Annotated in this window: 19 protein-coding genes; 12 read left to right on the plus strand and 7 right to left on the minus strand. The window is 36.6% G+C overall.

Annotated elements, in window-relative coordinates; translation table 11 throughout:
• The first annotated feature begins 5 nt into the window (after positions 1–5).
• Positions 6–362, plus strand: a complete 357-nt coding sequence (locus BK574_RS03445) for a GIY-YIG nuclease family protein (RefSeq protein WP_078427517.1) — start codon at positions 6–8, stop codon at positions 360–362.
• Positions 363–688: 326 nt separating this feature from the next.
• On the opposite strand, the gene BK574_RS03450 is transcribed toward BK574_RS03445, so the two are convergent.
• The 4 genes from BK574_RS03450 to BK574_RS29035 are packed head-to-tail and all read right to left on the minus strand — an operon-like array spanning position 689 to position 2204.
• A complete protein-coding gene (locus tag BK574_RS03450) occupies positions 689–1105 on the minus strand; it encodes a hypothetical protein (protein WP_078427518.1) in 417 nt (138 codons plus the stop codon).
• Between the two features lie 3 nt (positions 1106–1108).
• Positions 1109–1537, minus strand: coding sequence for a site-specific integrase (locus tag BK574_RS03455; protein ID WP_078427519.1), 429 nt, complete (start codon positions 1535–1537; stop codon positions 1109–1111).
• On the minus strand, positions 1534–1938 hold the full coding sequence (locus BK574_RS03460; RefSeq protein ID WP_078427520.1) for a hypothetical protein: 405 nt from the start codon (positions 1936–1938) through the stop codon (positions 1534–1536). The genes BK574_RS03455 and BK574_RS03460 overlap by 4 nt, the downstream gene beginning before the upstream one ends.
• Positions 1939–1985: 47 nt before the next feature.
• Positions 1986–2204, minus strand: a complete 219-nt coding sequence (locus tag BK574_RS29035; protein WP_078427521.1) for a ParB N-terminal domain-containing protein — start codon at positions 2202–2204, stop codon at positions 1986–1988.
• A gap of 1119 nt (positions 2205–3323) precedes the next feature.
• Between BK574_RS29035 and BK574_RS03475 the strand changes: the two genes are divergently transcribed.
• The 7 genes from BK574_RS03475 (at position 3324) to BK574_RS03505 (ending at position 13192) form a co-directional block, all read left to right on the plus strand.
• Entirely contained in the window at positions 3324–3740 is a 417-nt protein-coding gene (locus BK574_RS03475) for a hypothetical protein (RefSeq protein ID WP_078427523.1), read from the plus strand.
• A 15-nt stretch (positions 3741–3755) separates the two neighbouring features.
• A complete protein-coding gene (locus BK574_RS03480; RefSeq protein WP_078427524.1) occupies positions 3756–4130 on the plus strand; it encodes an HIT family protein in 375 nt (124 codons plus the stop codon).
• A 90-nt stretch (positions 4131–4220) separates the two neighbouring features.
• Complete coding sequence (locus BK574_RS03485; protein ID WP_078427525.1) at positions 4221–4544, plus strand: nucleoside triphosphate pyrophosphohydrolase; 324 nt, start codon at positions 4221–4223, stop codon at positions 4542–4544.
• Positions 4545–4583: 39 nt separating this feature from the next.
• Complete coding sequence (locus tag BK574_RS03490; protein WP_238457936.1) at positions 4584–5597, plus strand: HNH endonuclease domain-containing protein; 1014 nt, start codon at positions 4584–4586, stop codon at positions 5595–5597.
• Positions 5598–6051: 454 nt separating this feature from the next.
• Entirely contained in the window at positions 6052–8808 is a 2757-nt protein-coding gene (locus BK574_RS03495) for a type I restriction-modification system subunit M (protein ID WP_078427527.1), read from the plus strand.
• Positions 8801–10024, plus strand: coding sequence for a restriction endonuclease subunit S (locus BK574_RS03500; RefSeq protein WP_078427528.1), 1224 nt, complete (start codon positions 8801–8803; stop codon positions 10022–10024). Before BK574_RS03495 ends, BK574_RS03500 begins: the two co-directional genes overlap by 8 nt.
• 15 nt (positions 10025–10039) lie before the next feature.
• Complete coding sequence (locus BK574_RS03505) at positions 10040–13192, plus strand: type I restriction endonuclease subunit R, EcoR124 family (RefSeq protein WP_078427529.1); 3153 nt, start codon at positions 10040–10042, stop codon at positions 13190–13192.
• Between the two features lie 498 nt (positions 13193–13690).
• On the opposite strand, the gene BK574_RS28060 is transcribed toward BK574_RS03505, so the two are convergent.
• The 3 genes from BK574_RS28060 to BK574_RS03515 all read right to left on the minus strand — a co-directional run bounded on the left by BK574_RS28060 (position 13691) and on the right by BK574_RS03515 (position 14981).
• The gene (locus tag BK574_RS28060) at positions 13691–13873 is read right to left on the minus strand and encodes a hypothetical protein (protein WP_218970533.1); all 183 of its coding nucleotides are present in this window, start codon (positions 13871–13873) and stop codon (positions 13691–13693) included.
• Positions 13874–14079: 206 nt separating this feature from the next.
• On the minus strand, positions 14080–14559 hold the full coding sequence (locus BK574_RS03510) for a competence protein ComK (RefSeq protein ID WP_078430770.1): 480 nt from the start codon (positions 14557–14559) through the stop codon (positions 14080–14082).
• A 179-nt stretch (positions 14560–14738) separates the two neighbouring features.
• A complete protein-coding gene (locus BK574_RS03515) occupies positions 14739–14981 on the minus strand; it encodes a helix-turn-helix domain-containing protein (protein WP_078427530.1) in 243 nt (80 codons plus the stop codon).
• A 561-nt stretch (positions 14982–15542) separates the two neighbouring features.
• On the opposite strand from BK574_RS03515, the gene BK574_RS03520 reads away from it, so the two are divergent.
• The 4 genes from BK574_RS03520 to BK574_RS03535 are packed head-to-tail and all read left to right on the plus strand — an operon-like array spanning position 15543 to position 22000.
• Entirely contained in the window at positions 15543–17489 is a 1947-nt protein-coding gene (locus BK574_RS03520) for a MotA/TolQ/ExbB proton channel family protein (RefSeq protein ID WP_238457937.1), read from the plus strand.
• Positions 17486–18160, plus strand: a complete 675-nt coding sequence (locus BK574_RS03525) for an OmpA/MotB family protein (protein ID WP_078427531.1) — start codon at positions 17486–17488, stop codon at positions 18158–18160. Before BK574_RS03520 ends, BK574_RS03525 begins: the two co-directional genes overlap by 4 nt.
• Positions 18157–19431 (plus strand): hypothetical protein, encoded by a 1275-nt coding sequence (locus BK574_RS03530; RefSeq protein WP_078427532.1) that lies wholly within the window; start codon positions 18157–18159, stop codon positions 19429–19431. Before BK574_RS03525 ends, BK574_RS03530 begins: the two co-directional genes overlap by 4 nt.
• A complete protein-coding gene (locus tag BK574_RS03535) occupies positions 19421–22000 on the plus strand; it encodes a DEAD/DEAH box helicase (RefSeq protein WP_238457938.1) in 2580 nt (859 codons plus the stop codon). Before BK574_RS03530 ends, BK574_RS03535 begins: the two co-directional genes overlap by 11 nt.
• Positions 22001–22006: the final 6 nt, after the last annotated feature.

Genomic DNA, 22006 nt, shown 5'->3' on the forward strand with positions numbered 1-22006 from the left:
AAGCATTGTTATTAAGTGGAAAATATCCAAAAGGGGCAGGAATATATATGGTGAAAAACCTATTGAATGGAAAGTTTTATATAGGGGCTTCTAATTGTGTTTATCAAGCAGTTTTAAATCATAAGTCTGAATTAAATAGGGGCAGGTCAAGAAGTCAATCAATGCAAAGTGAATGGAACAAATATGGAGAACAGGCTTTTGCATTTATTACTTTGGAAACTTGCCACATTAGTATGTTAAAGGTAAGAGAAGAAGAATGGTTGAAAAAAGCAAAAGTAGAAAAATCAGAGGTTGCCTATAACAAATCATATAGAGGATACAATTACAATACTAGAATGATGAAGCAATTAGGTTATAAGTGATTTATCCTCGTATTTTTGTTTCATTAGTCATCCCCACCTTTAATAATATTTGTAATCGTTTAAACATTGGACCACCTTTTTCGTTGTTATTTAGAGTTAACAAACTCTATAAAGAGAGATTAATTGAAAGTAAGGGTGGTGTCGAATTGATCAGGGGGCTGGAGCAAATAAAAAAAGTTCCCCAATTACCAGGGGAACTTAACTAATCATTATTGGGGGTCTAGAGATAAATTAATGTCACGTAGTCTCGTCCATGACCTAATTGTTCTGCTACTAGTTTTCGTGCTGATTGCCTCGAAAAGCCCTGTTTTATATATTCCTTATATTTAGCTCGAGCAAAAGCAAGCCTGATCCCGTGATACGTTAGTTTGGTTCGTATTACTAAGGTTGGTGTTATCCTGGTGGTCCAATTGCTCTTCCATAACGCTAAGAGCTCCTGAAAATCTACCTCTATTATTAGCAATCCAATTTTGAATACTCTTTTTTGCCTGTTGGTGATTACGACCATGAGTAACAAAAATTCTTTCTGATGAAGTTTCTTGCAAGATTTTGGAGAGCGCCATTTTTGCACTTGAATCAAGGGAAATATCTCGTTTTATACCATTCTTGGTATTGTACAAGCTTAAATACGAGTTAGCTAGTGCTTCGATAATTTGAGTCTTTGTCAAAGCAGTCCCTTCTTCCATTCTAACACCACAATTTCTAGCTAATAACAAGGCCCAGATTATATCATCACGCTTCATAACTTATGCAACCGTTATAGCATTTTCAAGTTCAGTGTCAGTCCAAGCACGATCTACAATTTGCTTCTTTCTATCTTCCACTCCTAATACTTCGTTATTAACTGTAAGTTTATAACGAGTTTTCCTTGTCAAAGTGTGCAATTTTCTAATCGCAGCAAGATCTGTTTTTAAAGTCGTTACAGAAACTCTGGACGACTTCGATTCTTCAATAAAACTTATAAGGTGCTTATCCTGTATATTTCTAAAGTTGGAGGAATGATAGTATATAGCAAGGTGGATACAAAATGCCCTAAGAGCTTCTCGGTAACGTTCTATGCCTCTTTTTCCCTGTTGGTGGGAACGAAAATCAAAAATAGCAATAACTTGATTCCAAAGGTTTTTAAAAATTTTTTCTTCTTTTTTGGTTAACGTCCACTCACGCTTTCTGGTCATGATCTGTCTCCTTTCTCATTTACAAAGGATGCAAATTTTTCTAAGTTCACTTGAAGTTCCTTCATCTCATTTAAGATAGTCTCTGTTTCGCACCTGCTAATTAATTCTTGAAGTTCACCAAGGTATTTTTCGCCAACCTTGCCGACTTCTTTCTTTAAATTATTCCAGTACTGCTTATCCGCATCATCCTTTTTCATATCCAATGCATCTATATCTGTCACTGTAATTTTGTTAAGAGATTTTAGAGACTCGTAGTTTTTTTGTTGTTCCTCAATCCCTCGCTTTCCCAAGATTTCAGCTGCTATCCTTGTGATTTTTCCTTCTCTTAATTTATCTTGAAGTGGACTAATTAATTTAGAGAAAGCAAGGAGTCTATGGAACATGGATTTACTAATTGCCATTTGATCTGCACCATTTCTAATAGAAAGTGTCCCAATTTGGGACAGTTTCACAGCTTGTTCAATTTGGCAAAATAAATCGTTACCGTACGGCGAATAAGGTTTTCAGAAATCATTATACATACATGGTCATCCGTAGAACCTTCAACATAAATACAAGGAATTGCATCGAGTTTTAATTCCATTGATACTTTCCAGCGGTTATGACCGCAGATGATAACATTATCTTTTGTAATTTGAAGCGGAGTGTGTATACCATTCGCTTCGATATTTTATCTCTAAGACTACTGTATACGCTAGGTTTTAATTCCGAAAACAACTTGTAATTATCAGGATGTGCCTTTAAACTATTTGGATTTAATTGTACAATCTTCATTTATATATTCCTCACTTTACTATTAGTTTTTTAAATTTGGACATACTTATCCCACTTGCAAATAGAGCTGTTTCATGTCTAACTCATAATCTAAAAGTTAACTGAAACCTTGGTAGATAAGGCATGGTTAAAACCTATCTCAGTCTTTAATTTTAAGTGAGTAAGTACGAACGTCGCCCCTCGTATTGAACGAGTGAATGATATGTTAACCATTCATTGACATAGCAAATCTAAATATGAACCTGTAATTACAGGTGACTGTCGTCTTTGCTAAGTGCAAGGCTGTATCGGTGAGTGCACCACCCAGTACACCGACCCTGATATTTTTAAACCGCTCCAGGAAGCGATTGGCTCTAAATTTTAAATGGCTGCCTGCGACTCCATTGACCTTTTGATCCCGACCATCCAGTTAAGGTCATCATAGATTATTGGGAACGTAATACAACAAAGAGAATGACTATTTGCCATTCTCGTAACTCCCGATAAGGTTATTTATTAAAACTCACTTTTTTAGAAAATCAAAAAAGGCCTGCAAAAGACATAAGTAAACACACTCATATATTGAATGAGTACGTTACACTAGTCTTTTGCAGGCCATTATGGCTATTAGTAGACTTTTGTGAAGTACAGAACTTCGTAATTCACACTTGTACAGTTAAAAACTTTTTAAACCATTGTTGGGCATACTTTGCCCTTGGTTTACAGACATGAACAAAAGGTTCATAGTTTTTACTGCATACCTGAATATGCAGTAACGATTTATCCTATCGTGTGATAGATCGGAGCCATTGATGTCTATAAACGACTAGCATCATTCTGTTTGAATGTAGCCTTAATGGAATTATCTATAAGTTTTAAATACTAGAAAATAACTGTATATAGTAGATGTGCTAAAATTGAAAAGTAGGAAAAAGTTCTCAACACCATAACAAAAAAAGTGAGACACCCTCATTTAAGAAACTTGTATCCAATTTCCTTTCATTGAAAAAGGGTAATAAGGAGTTTGACCATAATGTATTTAAAGTTAGAAAAGTTTGTTGGACAAGATAAAATAAAGGAATTATCTATAAAGTTATTAAACGCAAAAACTGATACTATAGCTTATAATATAATAAAAGATATAACATCAATTGGTGAACTAAGAAAAATAAAAATATTCGTTAAATGTCAAAAAAGAGATATCGGAAATAACTTTTCTGCGTTGGCAATATATATATCCACTATTGCTATATTGTTACCGGCTATTGAGAGGTTATTTGATACGCCCTATGTTTACATAATTTTTAGCATAGCGTTAGCTTCAGGGTTGTGTATGGCTATATTCAGAGATGGTGTTCCTTTTATTAATAAAAATAATGAACACAATGCTAAAGTTGAATATATAGCATGGCTAATAGATGAGGAAATAACAAGAAGAAATCCAAGTTAGAAAAGGAGGGTTTTCATGTTGAATAGTTGTATATTTTGTAATGATGATAAACTAGAGGTTGCTTTAGAGAACGATTATTCTTTTGTTATATTTGACAAATATCCTGTAACTAAAGGACATTTACTTATTATTCCGAAACGCCATGTTAGTGACTTTTTCGAGTGTACAATGGAAGAAAGGGAATCTTTCAACCAGCTTTTGGAGCAAGGGAAGGAATTATTGGATTTAAAATTTAATCCAAGTGGATATAATATCGGTATTAATTGTGGGGAGGCGGCTGGCCAAACGGTTTTTCACGTCCACATACACTTGATTCCAAGATACCGTGGAGATATGGATAATCCACGTGGGGGAGTCCGAGGGGTAATTCCTCACAAACAAAAATATTAAAACCTTATGAGAGAGTTTCATAAGGTTTTTTTAGCTAATTTATTTATGATGGTATAAAAGAAAGATACAACACATAAAAGGATGGTTAATTTGCCTATATACAATAAACTTGTTCGAGATAAAATTCCAGAAATAATTGGAGATTCAGGAAGAGCGTATAATATTAGAACACTAATTGAAGCGGAATACGTAAAAGAACTAAAATTAAAATTAGGAGAAGAAGTAGAAGAGTATTTACGAGCTACTCAAGATAGACAATCTCTTGAAGAATTAGCAGATATTATTGAAATTATTCATTCTCTAGTAAAGGTACATGGTGAAACTATTTTTCAGGTAGAGGAAATTCGGAAAGAGAAAGTCATGGAAAGAGGAGGGTTTAGTGACTGGATATTCCTAGTTGATGTGGAAGACTAAAATCATAAGATAAAGGGGATTAGAACTATGTCTTTGTTTATGGAAGAACATCCTTCTTTAGAGTCATATTGGCGCTCTGTTATTTTATTTGGGAGAAATGTTGCCACTTATAAATTTGCACTTGCTAAATCATTAATTGAGTTGGCTCCAAAAGAAGATAGTTTTGTTACACTGGAAGAATTGTCAGAACCCTTTTCTAAAAAAATTATTGAACATTTAAAACAAAATGATAAACAAATTACATCAAAATCTAGTACTTTTCTTAATGCATGTAGAGACGCAATAAATAATGAAATTTCCAGAGACGAATTGATATCGACTACCAAAAAGTATGGCTTTAATAATGTCTTAGATGCATTTCATATTGTGAACCAAAATGAAATATCTGTGAAGTTCTTCGAAAAAGAAACAAGAGGAAGAACTAAAGGAATTGTTATCACAGATAGCCTATATTTGTTAAGAGATAGCAAACAGTTTCAGAACTTTGAGCAGGAAGTTGAAGCAAGGTGGAGGCTGGTGGAAACTGCATGGTCTATGAATGTGTCTCCTTCTTTATTGGAAGTTAACTATGATGATGAAACCAATATCTTTTATATTGAAGAGAATAATATTCGAAGAACCGATGTGACTTCCGCGAGAGATGCTTTAAATGGTTACCAAAAAGGTAAATGTTTTTATTGTTTTGATGATATTAGTATTAACTCTCTTTCAGCAGATTTAGGAGATGTTGATCATTTCTTTCCATACGTGCTTCAATCACAGGTACAATTAAACCTTAATGGTGTATGGAATTTAGTATTAGCATGTAAGAACTGTAACCGAGGACTGAGTGGGAAATTCGCAAAGGTACCTTCAATAAAGTTATTAGAGAGACTACATAAGAGAAATACATTTTTTATCGAGAGCCATCATCCTCTGAGGGAGACATTAATTAACCAGACAGGAAAAAGAGAAACAGATAGAATATCATTCCTAAAGAGCATGGATTCAATAGCCATAAATTATTTAATTCATCGTTGGGAACCGAATAACGAATTTGCTCCTGTATTCTAATAATTTTAAGTTGTTTATGAAGGGAAAAAAAGTTTGGACCGCTATACGGTGGAAGTAGGCTTGCAGGCTTGCAACTACTTTAGAGATGTGTTGATTTGAATTCAAAAAACTGGGCTCAGATGAACAACAACGAAACCATTACGATTGCAGAAGTGCTGAAGAACTAAATGATAGTGATGTGATAGGGGATGCATATTAGTTCCTAATTGGCCAATTTCCTCAGAAAACAAATAAGAAAGCTGGAATATTTTATAAACCTCATTAATATCTGACATGATGCTCGTATTGCTGCAATTGGGCTAGAAGATAAAAAATTGTTTAGCATATTTGATATAATTGTTGAAGTAATCATTGAGAAATTTGATACAATCTAATTATCCCCAATGTTGCTGTGCATAGGGGTACACACGAATTTTCTTAAACCGCAAAGACATGAAACTATAGGAGGATTATCATGAATAAACAACAGCTTGCCAAAAGAATCTGGGGATCAGCAAATAAAATGCGCTCCAAAATTGAGGCGAATGAATATAAAGATTACATTTTAGGCTTCATATTTTATAAGTATCTTTCTGACTGGGAATTAAAGTTTCTGAAAGAAAACAGCTTTACCCAGGAAGACATCGAGGCTCTTGATGAAGACGATGCCGAAACAGTAAAGTATGTTCGTGAAAGTATCGGATATTTTATTGCCTACAAGGACTTGTTCTCAACTTGGCTCAAACTAGGCAAAGATTTTGATGTGTCTAATGTCACGGATGCCTTGTCAGCATTCAACCGTCTGATTGATCCCTCTCATAAGAAGGTATTCGAGGGTATATTTAATACCCTGCAGACTGGTTTAAGTAAGCTCGGTGATAGTTCAGCATCACGAACAAAAGCTATCAGCGATTTGATTCATCTGATTAAAGATATTCCTATGGATGGGAAGCAGGATTACGATGTTCTTGGCTTCATATATGAATATCTAATTGGTATGTTCGCTGCAAATGCCGGAAAAAAAGCAGGCGAGTTTTATACCCCGTACGAAGTGTCTTTTCTTATGTCCGAAATTGTTGCAGACCATTTGAAGGACAGAACGGAAATTAGTATTTATGACCCGACGAGTGGTTCGGGCTCACTCTTAATAAACATCGGTCGTTCTGTTGCAAAGCATATTGATGATGAAGACAACATCAAATACTATGCACAGGAACTGAAGCAGAATACATACAATCTTACTCGTATGAATTTAGTTATGCGTGGAATAATCCCGGCTAATATACAAACCCGTAATGGTGACACTTTGGAAGAAGATTGGCCGTACTTTGATGAAGCAAATCCAGTTGATACGTATAATCCACTTTACGTGGATGCAGTTGTTTCCAATCCTCCGTATTCTCAGCATTGGGACCCGAGTAATAAGGAAACAGACCCTCGCTATTCGCGTTTCGGCCTTGCTCCGAAATCAAAAGCTGATTATGCATTCCTGCTTCATGACTTATTTCATCTTAAGCCGGACGGTATTATGACGATAGTTCTTCCACACGGTGTTTTATTCCGTGGCGGTGAAGAGGGTGAGATTCGCAAAAATCTGATTGAAAGCAATCACATTGATACTATCATTGGACTTCCCGCCAATATTTTCTTTGGTACAGAAATTCCGACAGTCATCATGGTTTTGAAGCAAAAGCGTGAGAATACCGATGTTTTGATTGTTGATGCATCCAAGGGTTTTATTAAAGTTGGCAAGCACAATAAGCTCAGAGCTTCTGATATTAAAAAGATCGTTGATGTCGTAACAGATAGAGCCGATATTCACAAATTTTCAAGGAAAGTTAGCCGTGAAGAAATTCGCCAAAAAGAATATAAGTTGAATATTCAGAGATATGTTGATTCCTCTGATGATGCAGAAAAATGGGACATATACGCTTCTATGTTCGGCGGTATTCCCATGAGTGAAATTACTGAACTTAGCGAGTACTGGAGTGCTTTCCCTAAATTAAAAGAGGTTTTGTTTACAAAAGGTGAAGGTCCTTATGCTGAGTTGGCTGTTGACAATATTGAGCAGGCGGTCAATGAACATCCCGCTGTAAAAGCTTTTGTTTCCAATTTTATGGAATCTTTCGTAGACTTTCACGGTTTCTTGAAAAGCGAGCTAATAACGAACATGGAGAGTCTCAATATATCAAAAGAAAAGGTTGTTTTGGGTGCTGACATTTTTGCCCGCCTTTCTGCCATTCCGCTTATTAACAGATATGAAGCATATCAATTGCTTGATGATGAGTGGGCAAAAACATCTGTTGACCTTGAAGTAATTCAGACAGAGGGTTTCACCGCTGTTAAAAAAGTTGAACCCAACATGGTTATTAAGAAGAAGGACGGCAAAGAGGAGGAGGTACAGGAAGGTTGGGTCGGTCATGTTATTCCGTTTGATCTTGTGCAGCGGACATTGCTTTTGGATGAATATGAAGCACTCAAGCAAAAAGAGGGGCGTATTTCCGAAATCTCCTCTAAATATGATGAAATACTCGACTCACTTTCTGAAGAAGAAAAGAACTCAAGCGTTACAAACGATTCCAACGATGCGTTTGTTTCAAAAGAAGTTGGTGAAAAACTCAAAGAAATCTATGCTGATGTGGACACTCAGGAAATTAGGGCTTTGAAAGCTTATACTGCACTTTCCAGCAAAGCAGACAAACTTGACTTTATCAGTACTCACAACGATGTAGTGTGGTCAAATATGGAAACAAACAAAGATGGTACTTATGGTAAAAAAGCAGTAAATGCTTATTTAACAGAGCTTCAATCCGCTTTTGAATTCCCTGAAGAATCTTTTGAAGCAAAAATTGTAAAAGTAAGCAATCTGATGACCGAAGAAAAAGAAATAAAAGCGCAGGTAAAAGCGGATGCTGCAGCATTGCATATGAAAACAAAGGAAACCATTGAATCGCTTACCGATGAACAGGCGCTAGAATTACTTGAGCAAAAATGGATTCTTCCGCTTACGGAGAGTATCAATCAGCTTCCCCATGCGATTATTCATTCTCTGGTAGGTAAAGTCATAGCCCTTTCGGAAAAATACGCTGTCACATACTCTGCGGTTGAAACGGAGATAAAGGGAAGGGAATCTGCTCTCACAGCACTCGTTGATGAACTCGTCGGTAACGAGTATGATATGAAAGGTCTCAGCGAGTTCAAGGCGCTGTTAAAGGGTGAACGAAATGGCTGAAAAAGATAAAAACCCAGAGATTCGATTCACTGGATTTACCGATGTTTGGGAACAGCGTATGCTATCTGATATATCAGACAAAGTTTTAGAAAAGAACGCAAATCGACAATATACAGAGACTTTTACAAACTCTGCAGAGTTCGGGATTATAAGCCAACGAGATTTTTTTGACCATGACATATCAAATATTGAAAACTTGGACGGCTATTATGTAGTTAAAAATGAGGATTTTGTTTACAATCCTCGAATTTCAAATTTTGCTCCTGTCGGACCAATTAACCGTAACAAACTGGGCAGAAATGGTGTAATGTCGCCACTTTATACTGTTTTTAGAACTCACGACATAGATAATACTTTTCTTGAACAGTATTTTAAAAGCAGATATTGGCATTCTTTTATGAAGCTGAATGGTGATACAGGTGCTCGTTCAGACCGATTTTCAATTAGGGACTCTGTGTTTATAGAAATGCCAATACCCTATCCGGATTTGAAAGAGCAATTAAAAATTGGAGAATTCTTGACGAATATCGACAACCTTATCACACTTTATAAGCGTAAGTATGACAATCTGGTAATTGTTAAAAAATCCATGCTCCAAAAAATGTTTCCGAAGGATGGGGACAATAGTCCAGAGATTCGATTCACTGGATTTACTGATGCTTGGGAACATCGAAAGTTGGGAGATGTAACATTTCCTTCAGGTGTGAAAAACAGCGATAATATATCTTATGAAAGCTATTCTATTTCCAATGAGAAGGGGTTTGTCCCTCAAAATGAACAATTTGAACACGGTGGAACAATGAAAGATGCTGACAAAAGTATGTATTACATTGTTTCTCCTCAATCTTTCGCATATAATCCAGCAAGAATAAATGTTGGTTCTATTGGCTATCAAAATCTAAGCAAAAGCGTGATAGTAAGCTCACTCTATGAAGTTTTTAAGACAACAAATGAGTGCGATGATGTCTTTCTTTGGTATTGGATTAAAACAGATTATTTCCAAAAAATAATTGAACGATACCAAGAAGGTGGCGTTCGCCTGTACTTTTATTACGATAATTTTTGCAAAGGAACTATACCATTACCTAGTGTAGAGGAACAACATAAAATCGGATTGTATTTCACTCATCTCGATAACCTTATCACTCTTCATCAGCGTAAGTTAGAAAAGTTAAAAAACATCAAAAAATCAATGCTCGAAAAAATGTTTGTGTAGGAGGTGTAACCCACGATGGTATTTGACAAAGAATCTGATTTTGAAGAAGCCTTGATTCAGGCACTTACTCATAAAGGATGGGAATCTAATATCCTGAAACATTCCTCTGAAGAAGATCTGCTTAAAAACTGGGCGGATATTCTCTTTGAAAACAACAGAGGAATCGACCGTTTGAATAATTACCCTCTGACAAGTGGCGAGATGCAACAGATTATGGAGCAGATCACAACGTTGCGCACACCTTTGAAATTAAATGGCTTTATAAACGGGAGAACTGTAGCCATCACCCGTGATAATCCCGATGATCCTCTGCACTTCGGGAAAGAGGTCAGTCTAAAGATATATGACCGCCGTGAGATAGCTGCCGGACAAAGCCGTTATCAAATCGTAAAGCAGCCAAAATTTAAGAGCAAGTCCAAAATATTAAATGATCGTCGCGGCGATTTGTTGCTTTTGATCAACGGGATGCCGGTAATTCATATTGAGCTGAAGCGTAGCGGCGTTTCAGTTAGCCAGGCATATAACCAGATTGAAAAATACTCCGCTGAAGGGATTTTTACCGGTATATTTTCGCTGATTCAGATTTTTGTTGCTATGGAACCAGCAGATACAGTTTATTTCGCCAATCCTGGAATGGACGGAAAATTCAATAAGGATTTCTATTTTCACTGGGCAGATTTTAATAATGAGCATATCAATGACTGGAAAGATATAGCTTCTTCGCTGCTTTCCATTCCGATGGCTCACCAGCTTATTGGCTTTTACACCGTCCCAGATGATACAGATGGTGTACTAAAGGTCATGCGTAGCTATCAATACTATGCAGCAAACGCCATTTCTGACCGCGTTTCCAAAACCAACTGGAATGGTCGCGACAGGCTTGGCGGATACATTTGGCATACCACAGGCTCCGGCAAGACGATGACAAGCTTTAAATCGGCGCAGCTTATTGCAAACTCTAAAGATGCCGATAAGGTTATCTTCTTGATGGACAGAATTGAACTTGGAACGCAGTCCTTGAAAGAGTATCAAGGTTTTGCAGATGAAAATGACTCTGTTCAGGCAACGGAAAACACAATTACTTTAATTCTAAAGCTTAAAAGCGAAGACCCGGCAAATACGCTTATTGTCACCTCTATTCAGAAAATGAGCAATATTAGAGACGAAGAGGGCGGCTTAAATGCTCATGATATTGAGATGATGCGTTCCAAGAGAATCGTCTTTATTGTCGATGAAGCGCATCGCTCTACATTCGGAAATATGCTCAGGGATATAAAGGACTCTTTTCCATCTGCAATGTTCTTTGGATTTACAGGAACGCCAATTCAGGATGAAAACCAAAAGAAAATGAACACCACATCGACCATCTTCGGTGACGAGCTGCACAGATATAGCATAGCCGATGGTATTCGTGATAAGAATGTCCTTGGGTTTGACCCCTACAAAGTGTTGACCTTCAGAGATAGGGATGTTCGGCAGGCTGTTGCTTTGTTGCAGGCAAAAGCGGATTCAGTTGAAGAAGCCATTGACGATCCTAAAAAGAAGGAAGTCTTTTACAAATACATGGATTCTTCTCAAGTAAAAATGGCGGGCTATATAGGTGATGACGGAAAGTATGTCAAAGGTATAGAGGACTATTTGCCGAAATCCCAATATCAAACTGAAGAACATAAGAACATGGTTGTTAAGGACATTGCTGACAACTGGGTGAGATTAAGTCATAATAGCAAGTTCCATGCAATATTTGCTACAAGTAGCATCCCCGAAGCAATCGGTTATTATCGGAAGATAAAAAAAGCAATGCCCAGCTTAAAGGTTACCTGCTTGTTTGACCCAAACATCGACAATAACGGGGGGGTTGCCTTTAAGGAGGATGGTCTAGTTGAAATAATCGAGGATTACAACGCTAGATATGGGCAGAAATTTAGTCTGAAGAGTTTCGATAAGCTGAAAAAAGACATTGCTTCACGGCTTGCTCACAAAGATCTATATAAATTTCTAGAAAGAACGCCGGAAAAGCAGCTCGATTTGCTGATTGTAGTCGACCAGATGCTTACAGGCTTTGATTCCAAGTGGGTTAATACGCTTTATATGGATAAGAAGCTTTGGTATGAAAATATCATCCAAGCATTCTCTCGTACAAATCGTCTCTTTGGCCCAGAAAAGCGTTTTGGAACTATACGATACTACAGGTATCCGCATACGATGGAGCAAAACATCGAAAAAGCTGTGAAGCTCTATTCTGGTGATAAACCTATTGGATTATTTGTAGAAAAGCTTGAGTACAATCTAAACAAACTGAATGCAATTTTTGATGACATTGGCGAGCTATTCAACAGTTCTGGCATTCCGAACTTCGAAAAGCTGCCGGATGACCGTTCGGAGCGTGGGAAATTTGCATCACTCTTCAAATCATTTAACGACTATCTGGAAGCTGTAAAAATTCAAGGCTTTACATGGAGTCAGTCAACGTATGAGTTCAGCCATGGCCGTGGAAAGCCAAAGACTAAAGTCGAAATGAAACTAGATGAAAACACCTATTTGGTTTTGGCGATGCGTTATAAAGAGCTGTTTGGTGGCAACGACGGTGGTGGAGGCGACGATGTCCCTTTTGAGATTGTTGGTTACCTAACTGAGATTGATACTGGCAAAATCGACTCGGACTATATGAACTCGCGCTTTGAAAAATTTCTGAAAATCCTAACATATGATGATGTAGATGTAGATGAAAAACGAAAGACACTTGATGATTTGCATAAATCATTCGCTATATTGACGCAGGAAGAACAAAAGTATGCAAACATCTTCCTTCACGACGTAGAAAGCGGAAATGCCAGAATGGAAAGTGGTAAAACTTTCAGGGATTATATCATTGAATATCAATTTAGGGCAAAGAATGAACAGATCCAAAGTATATCACGAATTTTGGGAGTGGATGAAAAAAAACTCCGCAATCTTTTGGTTGCAAATGTAAATGAGGCAAACATCAATGAGTATGGTCGCTTTGATGATTTGAAGGCTTCCGTAGACAAAGTCAAGGCAAGAGAATACTTTGAAAAATTGGAAAAGGTAAAAATACCACCATTTAAGATCAACATAAGAGTACACAATTTACTTCAGAAGTTCATTCTTAAAGGTGGGTTCGATATGGAAGAGCCGAAAGAATAATGGGGCGGGATCGCAAGTAATACTCCAATAACTATTTAATAGAATAAACTATAAACACTATCAACTCCTCAGATGAGGCGTTCGGAACAAAAGAAGCAGGTGAAACCTTTCACCTGAATTACACCCAAAATCCTTTTACACAAATTTTACACATCACCCTAACAGAAACGTATAATATCAATGCTTAACGATCAATCTCGACCCCGACCACCAGTATCGAATAGTATTTTAGAGTGTCTGGTTACTGACAGACACTCTATACTTTAAAATTCAGCCAAGTACGAAATTACATCTAAAAACGATGGCATAGGTGATAAAAATTCTATTCATTTTGAAAATGACTGAAAAACAGTGACCTATCCTCAACTCCTCATCTCATTAACACATCAACCACTGCCACCACTTCGTCATCTCAGCAATCAGCTTTTTTCTCAACCCTAAGCAAGTTCGCCACCGTCCATAAAAATCGGCATGAAACTGATTTGGATCTTCTTTTGTTTATACCGATAAACGCTTTGTTTGAATGTATGGACGATCGTTGGAAGGAATGAATCGATCGATCGAAGTTTGTGCTGGGAATTTAGCCGATCGATAAGCGATTTGCGCGCGAATCCGTAGTCCGCAATTTCTGTTGCTGGATTGAAAAATTGTTTGAACGTTTTTCACGAATTGTAAAGGCACGAAATCACTAAAAACGAAAGGGCCAGCTCGTTTATATTGACTTGATCAATCTTTAGTTACTTGTTCTTGACGAGATCTTTATCTTTTATTGTTTTAGTTTCAACTAAGATTAGTTCCCTGTCTATTTTTGTGTGTATTTGTCGTTGGTAGTTCAGTTTTGGCTACCGTCAATTTTTCGCTGTGTATGTAGCCCCAGTTTCGTTACTTTAGTTGTAGGTCAGATAAGGTGTAAAGCGTGTGATACAGTAGGATGTGCGTTGCAGTTGTCTTTCCATTGTGTGGTAGGACACGTGCAGTAATAGCTCTTTCTCGTCTTTGAAGGTGATGATCGTATGGGTTGGCGTGTCGGGATGGCGTTGAATCGTCTTGATGTGGTGATAGAAGAGCCAGTGGCATTCATGAAGTTTCGGCGAGTGAGTTGGGAAAGCGTAGATTTGCTCTTGTGGAATCAAAGGAATGGGAACTTTGATTGAAACGCCTGTTTTGTAAGTGACAGCAGCCTTCCTACCGTTATAATCGGCACCGCCTTCTAAGCAGGCTTCTTTTATGAGCTCATGTGGTGTCTTTTTTACGTGAAAGCGTCGTTCTTTTTCCCAGACAGTTGTTTGATAATCGGTGTGATAAGCTGGGAGAAGGGCAGCGGTGTTTTTGTTGATTTCGTAATGATCAAGGATCATGTTAGTCATTTTAGTTGGCTCCTTTATAGGGAATTTGCTCGAATGAAAAAGAATTTTCAATAGGGCTGTTTGGGAAGTGGAGGACTTTTGATCACAAAACATTTCATCCGTCTCCTATTTTTAAAAATAAACACTTCAATAGAAATAGAAAATGAGAGAGAGTAGAGGGTATCTCTACTCCTCGTTATTTATCCATCCATAGCTCTCGTTTTTACTTCTTCCCAAATGACAGAAGGAAGCGTACCGAGTGCACTTGCTAGACTATAGGTTACATCTATAGTAGGGTTTCTTTTTCCGTTTTCAATATCAATAATGTATCTCTCCGAAAGATCAGCATTCTGTGCTAATTCAATTTGTGTCATTCCTCTACTTTCTCTTATTAATTTAATAACTTTTCCGAATGTATTATACAGAATAGGTTTTTTCTTCACGTGAAAACTCCTTTTTAAATAAATTATTGTATTTGTTTATGAGAACCTAACGTACGATCGTTTACATAGAGGGAGAAAATGTAAAAATCCTACAAATGGTTCCAAAGTATTAAATCTATTTACCTTTATTATTATGTAACAATTTATTCCTGAATGGAATGAACTATTGTTCATGTTTTTTTAAAGAAATTGTAAATTTTATCACAATCTACTTTGAATGTTATCCTTTTCTTGTGGAAGAAAGTAAAAGAAAAGACATTGAATTTCGCTATGACTTACGATTAATCGTGGTTAGAAGGAACAGATGGTGTATTTTCACAAGAAATATATGAGTACTTATTAAAACTTGAAATTTACAAACTTTCATTGTTAATTAAGCACTAAGTAAAAGTTGAAATTGCTCTCTTACTATTTCTACATGCAGTGTATTTGTGGTATATACATGTCCTTTTATCCAGATTGCCAACTAGCACCATTTCAAATTAATCCCTATTATTGTCACTTTTTTGGGAGTATACTATTAGTATTATAGTTATCTATTAGAAAAAAGGGTGATAGATGGTGTTCAGCTTATTTGAAGAATTTTTTGGAAGTATTAAAGATATAGGATTATCTGGATTTACGAATATGTATTTATTTTTTCAGCTTTTATTATTTGTCTTAATGGTTGGAATTACGGCATATTTTATGGTTAGAGAAATGAACGTAATGAAAAAGATCAAGAAGCAAATTGAGCCACTTCATCGACTTTCTAATGAAGAAGCTGCTGCTTTAGATAAGCAGATGAATGATATATTTGCGAATATACGTAAGTCAAGATATAAAGAGCAGTGGAACCGTTATTATGAGCGTGTGAGTGAGAAAAGTGAAGATGAACGGATAAAGGTAGAGCCTTTCTTCGGATTTGATATTCTTTTACATCGTATGGGTTATCGCTCATTTATGGATGTGGGCGCTGGAGTTTGTGTCAGTATTGGGGTACTTGGAACATTTATAGGTCTTTCTACTGGATTAACCGATTTGAATACTGGAAATACCGATGAATTAAGAACGGGAATTGATGGATTATTAGCAGGGATGAAAGTGGCTTTCTATACGTCAGTCTTCGGGGTTGTTCTTTCTATTTTATGGATTACTTTTGACCGTATTTTTAGCAGTCGAATGGAAGCACATATTGATTGGCATACAGAACGAATGGACTATCTCTTAAGTACTGATGATGAAGAATTATTTTTAAATCGTTTAGAAAAAATTTCAAAGAGTCAAGCCGATCATTTAAAAACGTTACTTACGGACGCATTAGAAAAAGCAATGCAACCTGTAGTTAGTACGATACAGCAATCGAATGGTCATGTAAAAGATGCCTTTGGTGAATTGAATCATCAATTTGGTCACTTACAAGATGGGATTTCTACACAAACGAAACTTTTAGAATCACAACTGGAACTAACGAAACAAAGTGGAAGTGATATTGCGAATCAATTAGTAGAGCAAGTTACTGGAGGTACTGAAAAATCAATCAATGAGTTTAGTAGTCTGATTCAAGATACTAAATCGATGCAAGAGCAAATGATGACAACCATTGAGCATATGGTAACGAATTTTTCAGCTACTGAAGAGCGACAACAGGAAACAGCGAAACAAACGGAAAAAATGTTTGCTCATTTTGAAAAAGTCAGTTCAGAATTAGATGAAATGAGAGAAAGTTATCAAGCAACATCTAATCATATGAATCAATTAGGGTCAACGATCCAAACGATTCAACAGTTATCACAAGATCAGCTTCCTATTCATCAAGAAGTTATGAATAGCAACAAAATGCTAGCAGAGAAGTATGAGAAAATTTCAGAAGGATTTAATCAATTTAATGAAAAGGTTGAAAAACGTCATGAAGATATGCTAAATCAGTTGGTTCAATTTTCAACTGAGATGGCATCTACCTACCGTGAAATGACAGCGAAATTCTCAGAGTCTCTCGATAAGCAAGTCCATTCACTTCATGAGTCGGATCGTTTACTTGAAAGTGTAAAAGAGGTTGTTCGAACGCTAACTCCAATTGCTCCAGGTTTAACAGAAGTGGTTGGAAATATTGATCATCTGAAAGAGCAGCTGTATCACATGACCTCTACACAAAAAGAGTTACTTCCTGAATTAGTCGAGTTAAAATCAGGGACAACGAAAACGATTACAGATGCATTAGAAACAACAAGAATGTATATGGGCAATATGAATGAACAAATCGGACAAATGGAACGTCATTGGTCTACAACGAAAGAGCAATTTGCTGCTACTCGTGAATCATTAGATGTTTCTTTAAAAGGATTCTCAGAAAATATTGATACAGGGTTAACAAAAACGTATGAACACTTTGATAAAACATTAACGGATGCGGTATCTGAGGTCAGTAACTTGATCAATCATTATCGTGAAATTCAAGAAGATCTAGTGGACGGTCTAGAAGAGTTAGGTGATATTTTAGCTAATAAAAGTGAAGTGAGTAGATCATGAGAAATAAAAAGCGTGGAGAAACGAACTATTGGATGTCATATGCCGATTTAATGAGTGCCATGCTGATGGTTTTTGCTCTTTTACTTACGTTGGTTATTTTAGATTACAGAGAATTACTAGAGGCTAAAGAAAAGCAAATTGAAGAAATTATTAGCATTAAGACAGAAATTATTAAATCTTTAACAGATGCCTTTCAAGAGTCGGATTTGCAAATATCGATTGATCAAGAAACAGGAGCTATTCGCTTCCCTGGTAATATCCTATTTGAAACGAACTCGGCAACCATTTCATCAGAAGGGGAAAAGTTTCTCAAAGAGTTTATTCCTCAGTATTTAGGAATATTATTGAAGGACAGGTTTCAAGAGGAAATTGCGACGATTATTATTGAAGGACATACGGATAAGAAAGGGACCTATATGTATAATATGGACCTTTCGCAATCACGGGCTTACTCTGTTCTTCAATATATTTATGATGACGAATTCCCTGAGTTTGCTGAAAAAGAAACGGCTCAACGGTTTCTTACAGTGAATGGACGTAGCTTCAGTCAACCGCTGTATGATAATGCAGGTAAGTATGATCCAGATGCATCAAGGCGTGTAGAATTTTTATTCCGCTTAAAGGATGATGAAGCGATTAGAGAAATTGAGAGGCTGGTGACGGAAGATTGAGATATGAATATCAGCCGTTTCAACTACAGTCCTGGATTAAACAAGAAAAGCTAAAAAATATTCAATTAAGAGATCGACGATGGGATCAGAAAAAATTTGAAGGGCGCCTTGAGAAAATCAAGAGAAACTTTCAAGCACTACAACAAGCTGAAGGCAATTTTCAAGAATGGGTCGGTACATTAACAAAAAAAGAAAAAATGCTATTACCATATTCTTACGAAAATGAACTGGAGGAGAAGTGGAGATCGCATTTATTAAGACATGTATATGGCATTGCGAAAGATGAACGTCGAATATTTCGTGTAATGGTAGATGTATTATACAGAACGTGTGACCTCGATAGCATTCAACCGACAATCAAATTTTCGTATGATCATCACCGGGAACGTCTTGAACGAAAGATGACGCCAGAACAAAAAAGACTTTGGAGAGATTTTCTTTTAAGTAAACAACCGAAACAGCAAATGGCTAATGAAGCTAATCGACAAGATCAAAGTATTGTGAAATTTTTAGAAAACTATTATTTAACAGAAAATCAACCATTTTTTAAAGAGGTATTACTTGAAATTTTAAAAGATGCCAATGAAGACTTTTTTATTAAGGAAAAAGAAATTTATAAGAAGTTTTTCAATGAGGGAACGAGTAAAGACAGGCAGTGGATGGTAGACCGTTTAATTCATCAGTGCAGATTGAACTATGTTAAAGATCTCGGTTTATTGATCTATGAAAAAATGAAAACATACCGAAGAAAGCCGATGTTATGGAAAGAAGTCGGTGATGAGGAAAAGCGTCGCTTTAGGCAGTGGATATTACAAAGAGAAATTAAGGATTTCTTTGGAAACGTGAATCAAAACCATGAACGCTTCAAGTATTGGAGCAAGTTTCTTTTTCTATTAGAGGATGTCGTGATTACAGATAATCGAAAAACATTGATTATGTATTTCCCTGATGTAGTCGTTATGGAAGTTTTGGGAGCGGGTGCTGTATATGTTTATTCTCCTTCTACTTTTGAAAGGCATTTTCAGCCCATGATTGATAAAATGTTGGCCGAAAAAGAAAAATATGAAAATTCCTGGATTGAACCGAAAGAAGTGAAGCGTTCATTATTAATGGATAAGAATCTAATTATTCGAGGTGGATGGCTTAGCCATAACGCTGGTTGGCAATTTAAATTTGATGCTTGGTTAAAAACAAATCTAGGATGGGAGGTTAATCGACGTGTTCTTTCTCAAAAAGAAGCAGAAAGAGATGAGGGTCAACTTGACTCCTAAGGAAGAAGGAGTCAAGATATCTTTTCAATTAGTAGAGGGGAAGAAGGAAACAGAGTTGTCCATTCCACTTTCAAGGGAAGAAATTGAGCAACTCTATAAAGTACCTGGCTTCCTAAGTTATGTAAAATGGGAAGAATTATTTGAAGCAGATTTCATTGACAACGAACTGATTCCATACGATCTCTACTATGAACTATTACAAGATGATGATGGAAGTGACTTACTTTCCTCACTTGGCTTACCAATAGAAGAAATGAAAATGAATGGTGAACTGAAACTGAATTCTTTACCAGATGAAGGGGACCTCTCTCTTCATTTAAAGACTGAAACCGGACAAAATTTCAATCGAGTCGCAAATGGTGCAGGGGCTTTATTTGAAATGGATGGAGAGCTGAATCTTCTTCCGCAACGTGTATACAAAGTTAAAAAAGCACTGAACGAAGACTTTGAAAATGGCTATCAAAAAATAGCGATCTGTCAAAAGTTAGCTGAAGAAGCAAATTTGAATATGGAAGACTTTTTACAAAAAGAATCGTTTCATGTGTTAGATACGTATGGGCTAGATGTAAAGGTACATCATCCAGCACATATTGAATTAGTTGCGTCAGGAGAAAGTGAAAAAGAAACCATCGCATTAAACGCTCCATCTTCAATCACGAGCTTTAAAGAGGGAATGGAGCGCGAACGTTTTGCCAGGACAACAAAAGTAAGTAACGATTTAAGTAAAATATCAGAAAAGCGTCATATTACTGGAGAAGAAGTTCCATTATTTTTTGAAAATCCATTGGCCGTTCTTCCTGAGCATGATTATCAATTTGATGTTGAACAATTTTCGGAACGAGTTCGTGGATTGATTCCAATTGAAAAAGTTCGGCCAACTTATAAAGAAGGGTCTGGTTATTCTTGGTTTGATGAAGAAACAGGCAAATCTTATCCTTATGATGAAGAGTTTTTAAAAGATTTAATGCTACAACATCCAGATCAACAGTATGTCCAACATGAGGGAAAGTGGATTTATTTAGATCCTACTCTACGCAAAGCATTGCTTGAAGTGGAAGAAGATGAAGAAAACAAAATTAAACAACAGTATGCCTTAGATATTAAAGACAATGAACAAGAATTAGATTATGAATTAAAGTCTGAAAATAGATTACAATTAATTGAAGCTGAGTTACCCGAAACATTGCAAGCGGATCTCTTTCCACACCAAGAAGAGGGGTACCGTTGGATTTGTACGTTAGAAGCACAAAAACGTGGTGGCTTGTTAGCCGATGATATGGGACTTGGAAAGACGATTCAAGTGATAACATATTTACTTAAGAAGCATAAATTACAGCAACTCACTCCAACCTTAATTGTTCTACCCATCGCATTAATTGAGAACTGGGTAGAAGAAATTCGGAAATTTGCCCCGAGTTTAACGAAGGAAATTTATATCCATAAAGGCAGTGGGCGCTTAAAATCAGCGGAACATATTTCTTCTTACGGCCTTGTATTTACGAGCTATGATACATTGAAAATCGATCAATTAGTGTTAGGTAAAGTTAAATTTAAGGCCATTATTTGTGATGAGGCTCAAAATGTGAAATCACACTCAAGTCAACGATCACGAGCATTACGAGCGATGCAAGCCGATTTTCGACTAGCGATGACGGGAACTCCTGTTGAAAATAGCTTGGATGAGCTTTGGTCGATTATGGACTTTGTTCAGCCAGGATACTTAGAATCTTTGAAAGATTTCAGAATGCAGTTTGTGGAGTCAGGAAATTATGATGGATTGCTAGAAAAGCTGCAAGCCTTTTATTTACGACGAACGAAAGAGGAAGTATTAAAAGGAAAGTTACCTGATAAGTACATTAAAGAACCTGAGTTAGTAGAAGCATCTTCTATTCAAAAAGATATTGCTCGTTCGATGATCATGACAAAGGAAATGGGCCAAGTTGCTATACTCAATATGCTCATGCGCTTAAGGCAATTATATGGTCATCCAGGCGCGGCAGTTCCCCAATACGAGGAGGCACCTACAGACCAAGTTCCTAAACTTCAGAAAGTACTTGAAATTCTGGATGATGTAAAAAGTAAAAATGAAAAGGTCATTATCTTTACGGAGTTCCGAAAAATACACTCTATCTTAAAAAGGACATTTATGCAGCGATATGGGATATCTGTTCCAATTATTGATGGGGACACAAAAAATCGGCAAAATGTCGTGAAACTATTTAATGAATCCTCGGGTTTTGGTGTGATGCTCCTTTCTCCAAAAGCAGCAGGTGTTGGGTTAACTATTACAAGCGCTAACCATGTGATCCATTATACTCGCTGGTGGAACCCAGCAGTAGAAAATCAAGCAACCGACAGGGCTTATAGAATTGGACAACAAAAGGACGTCTATGTCTATCATATTATTACCCAAGATTCGGAGAACTTCCCACAAGGCACAGTCGAACAACTTATGCATCAGTTATTAGAAGACAAGCGAGAACTAGCGGAAAATGTCATTGTGCCATTTAATGAAAATGAGTTGAAAAAGTTAGTGGTTGAGCAGATGAAAGGGAATATGACTAAATGAAACAAT

The organism is Alkalihalobacterium alkalinitrilicum, assembly GCF_002019605.1.
Lineage (GTDB): Bacteria > Bacillota > Bacilli > Bacillales > Bacillaceae_F > Alkalihalobacterium > Alkalihalobacterium alkalinitrilicum.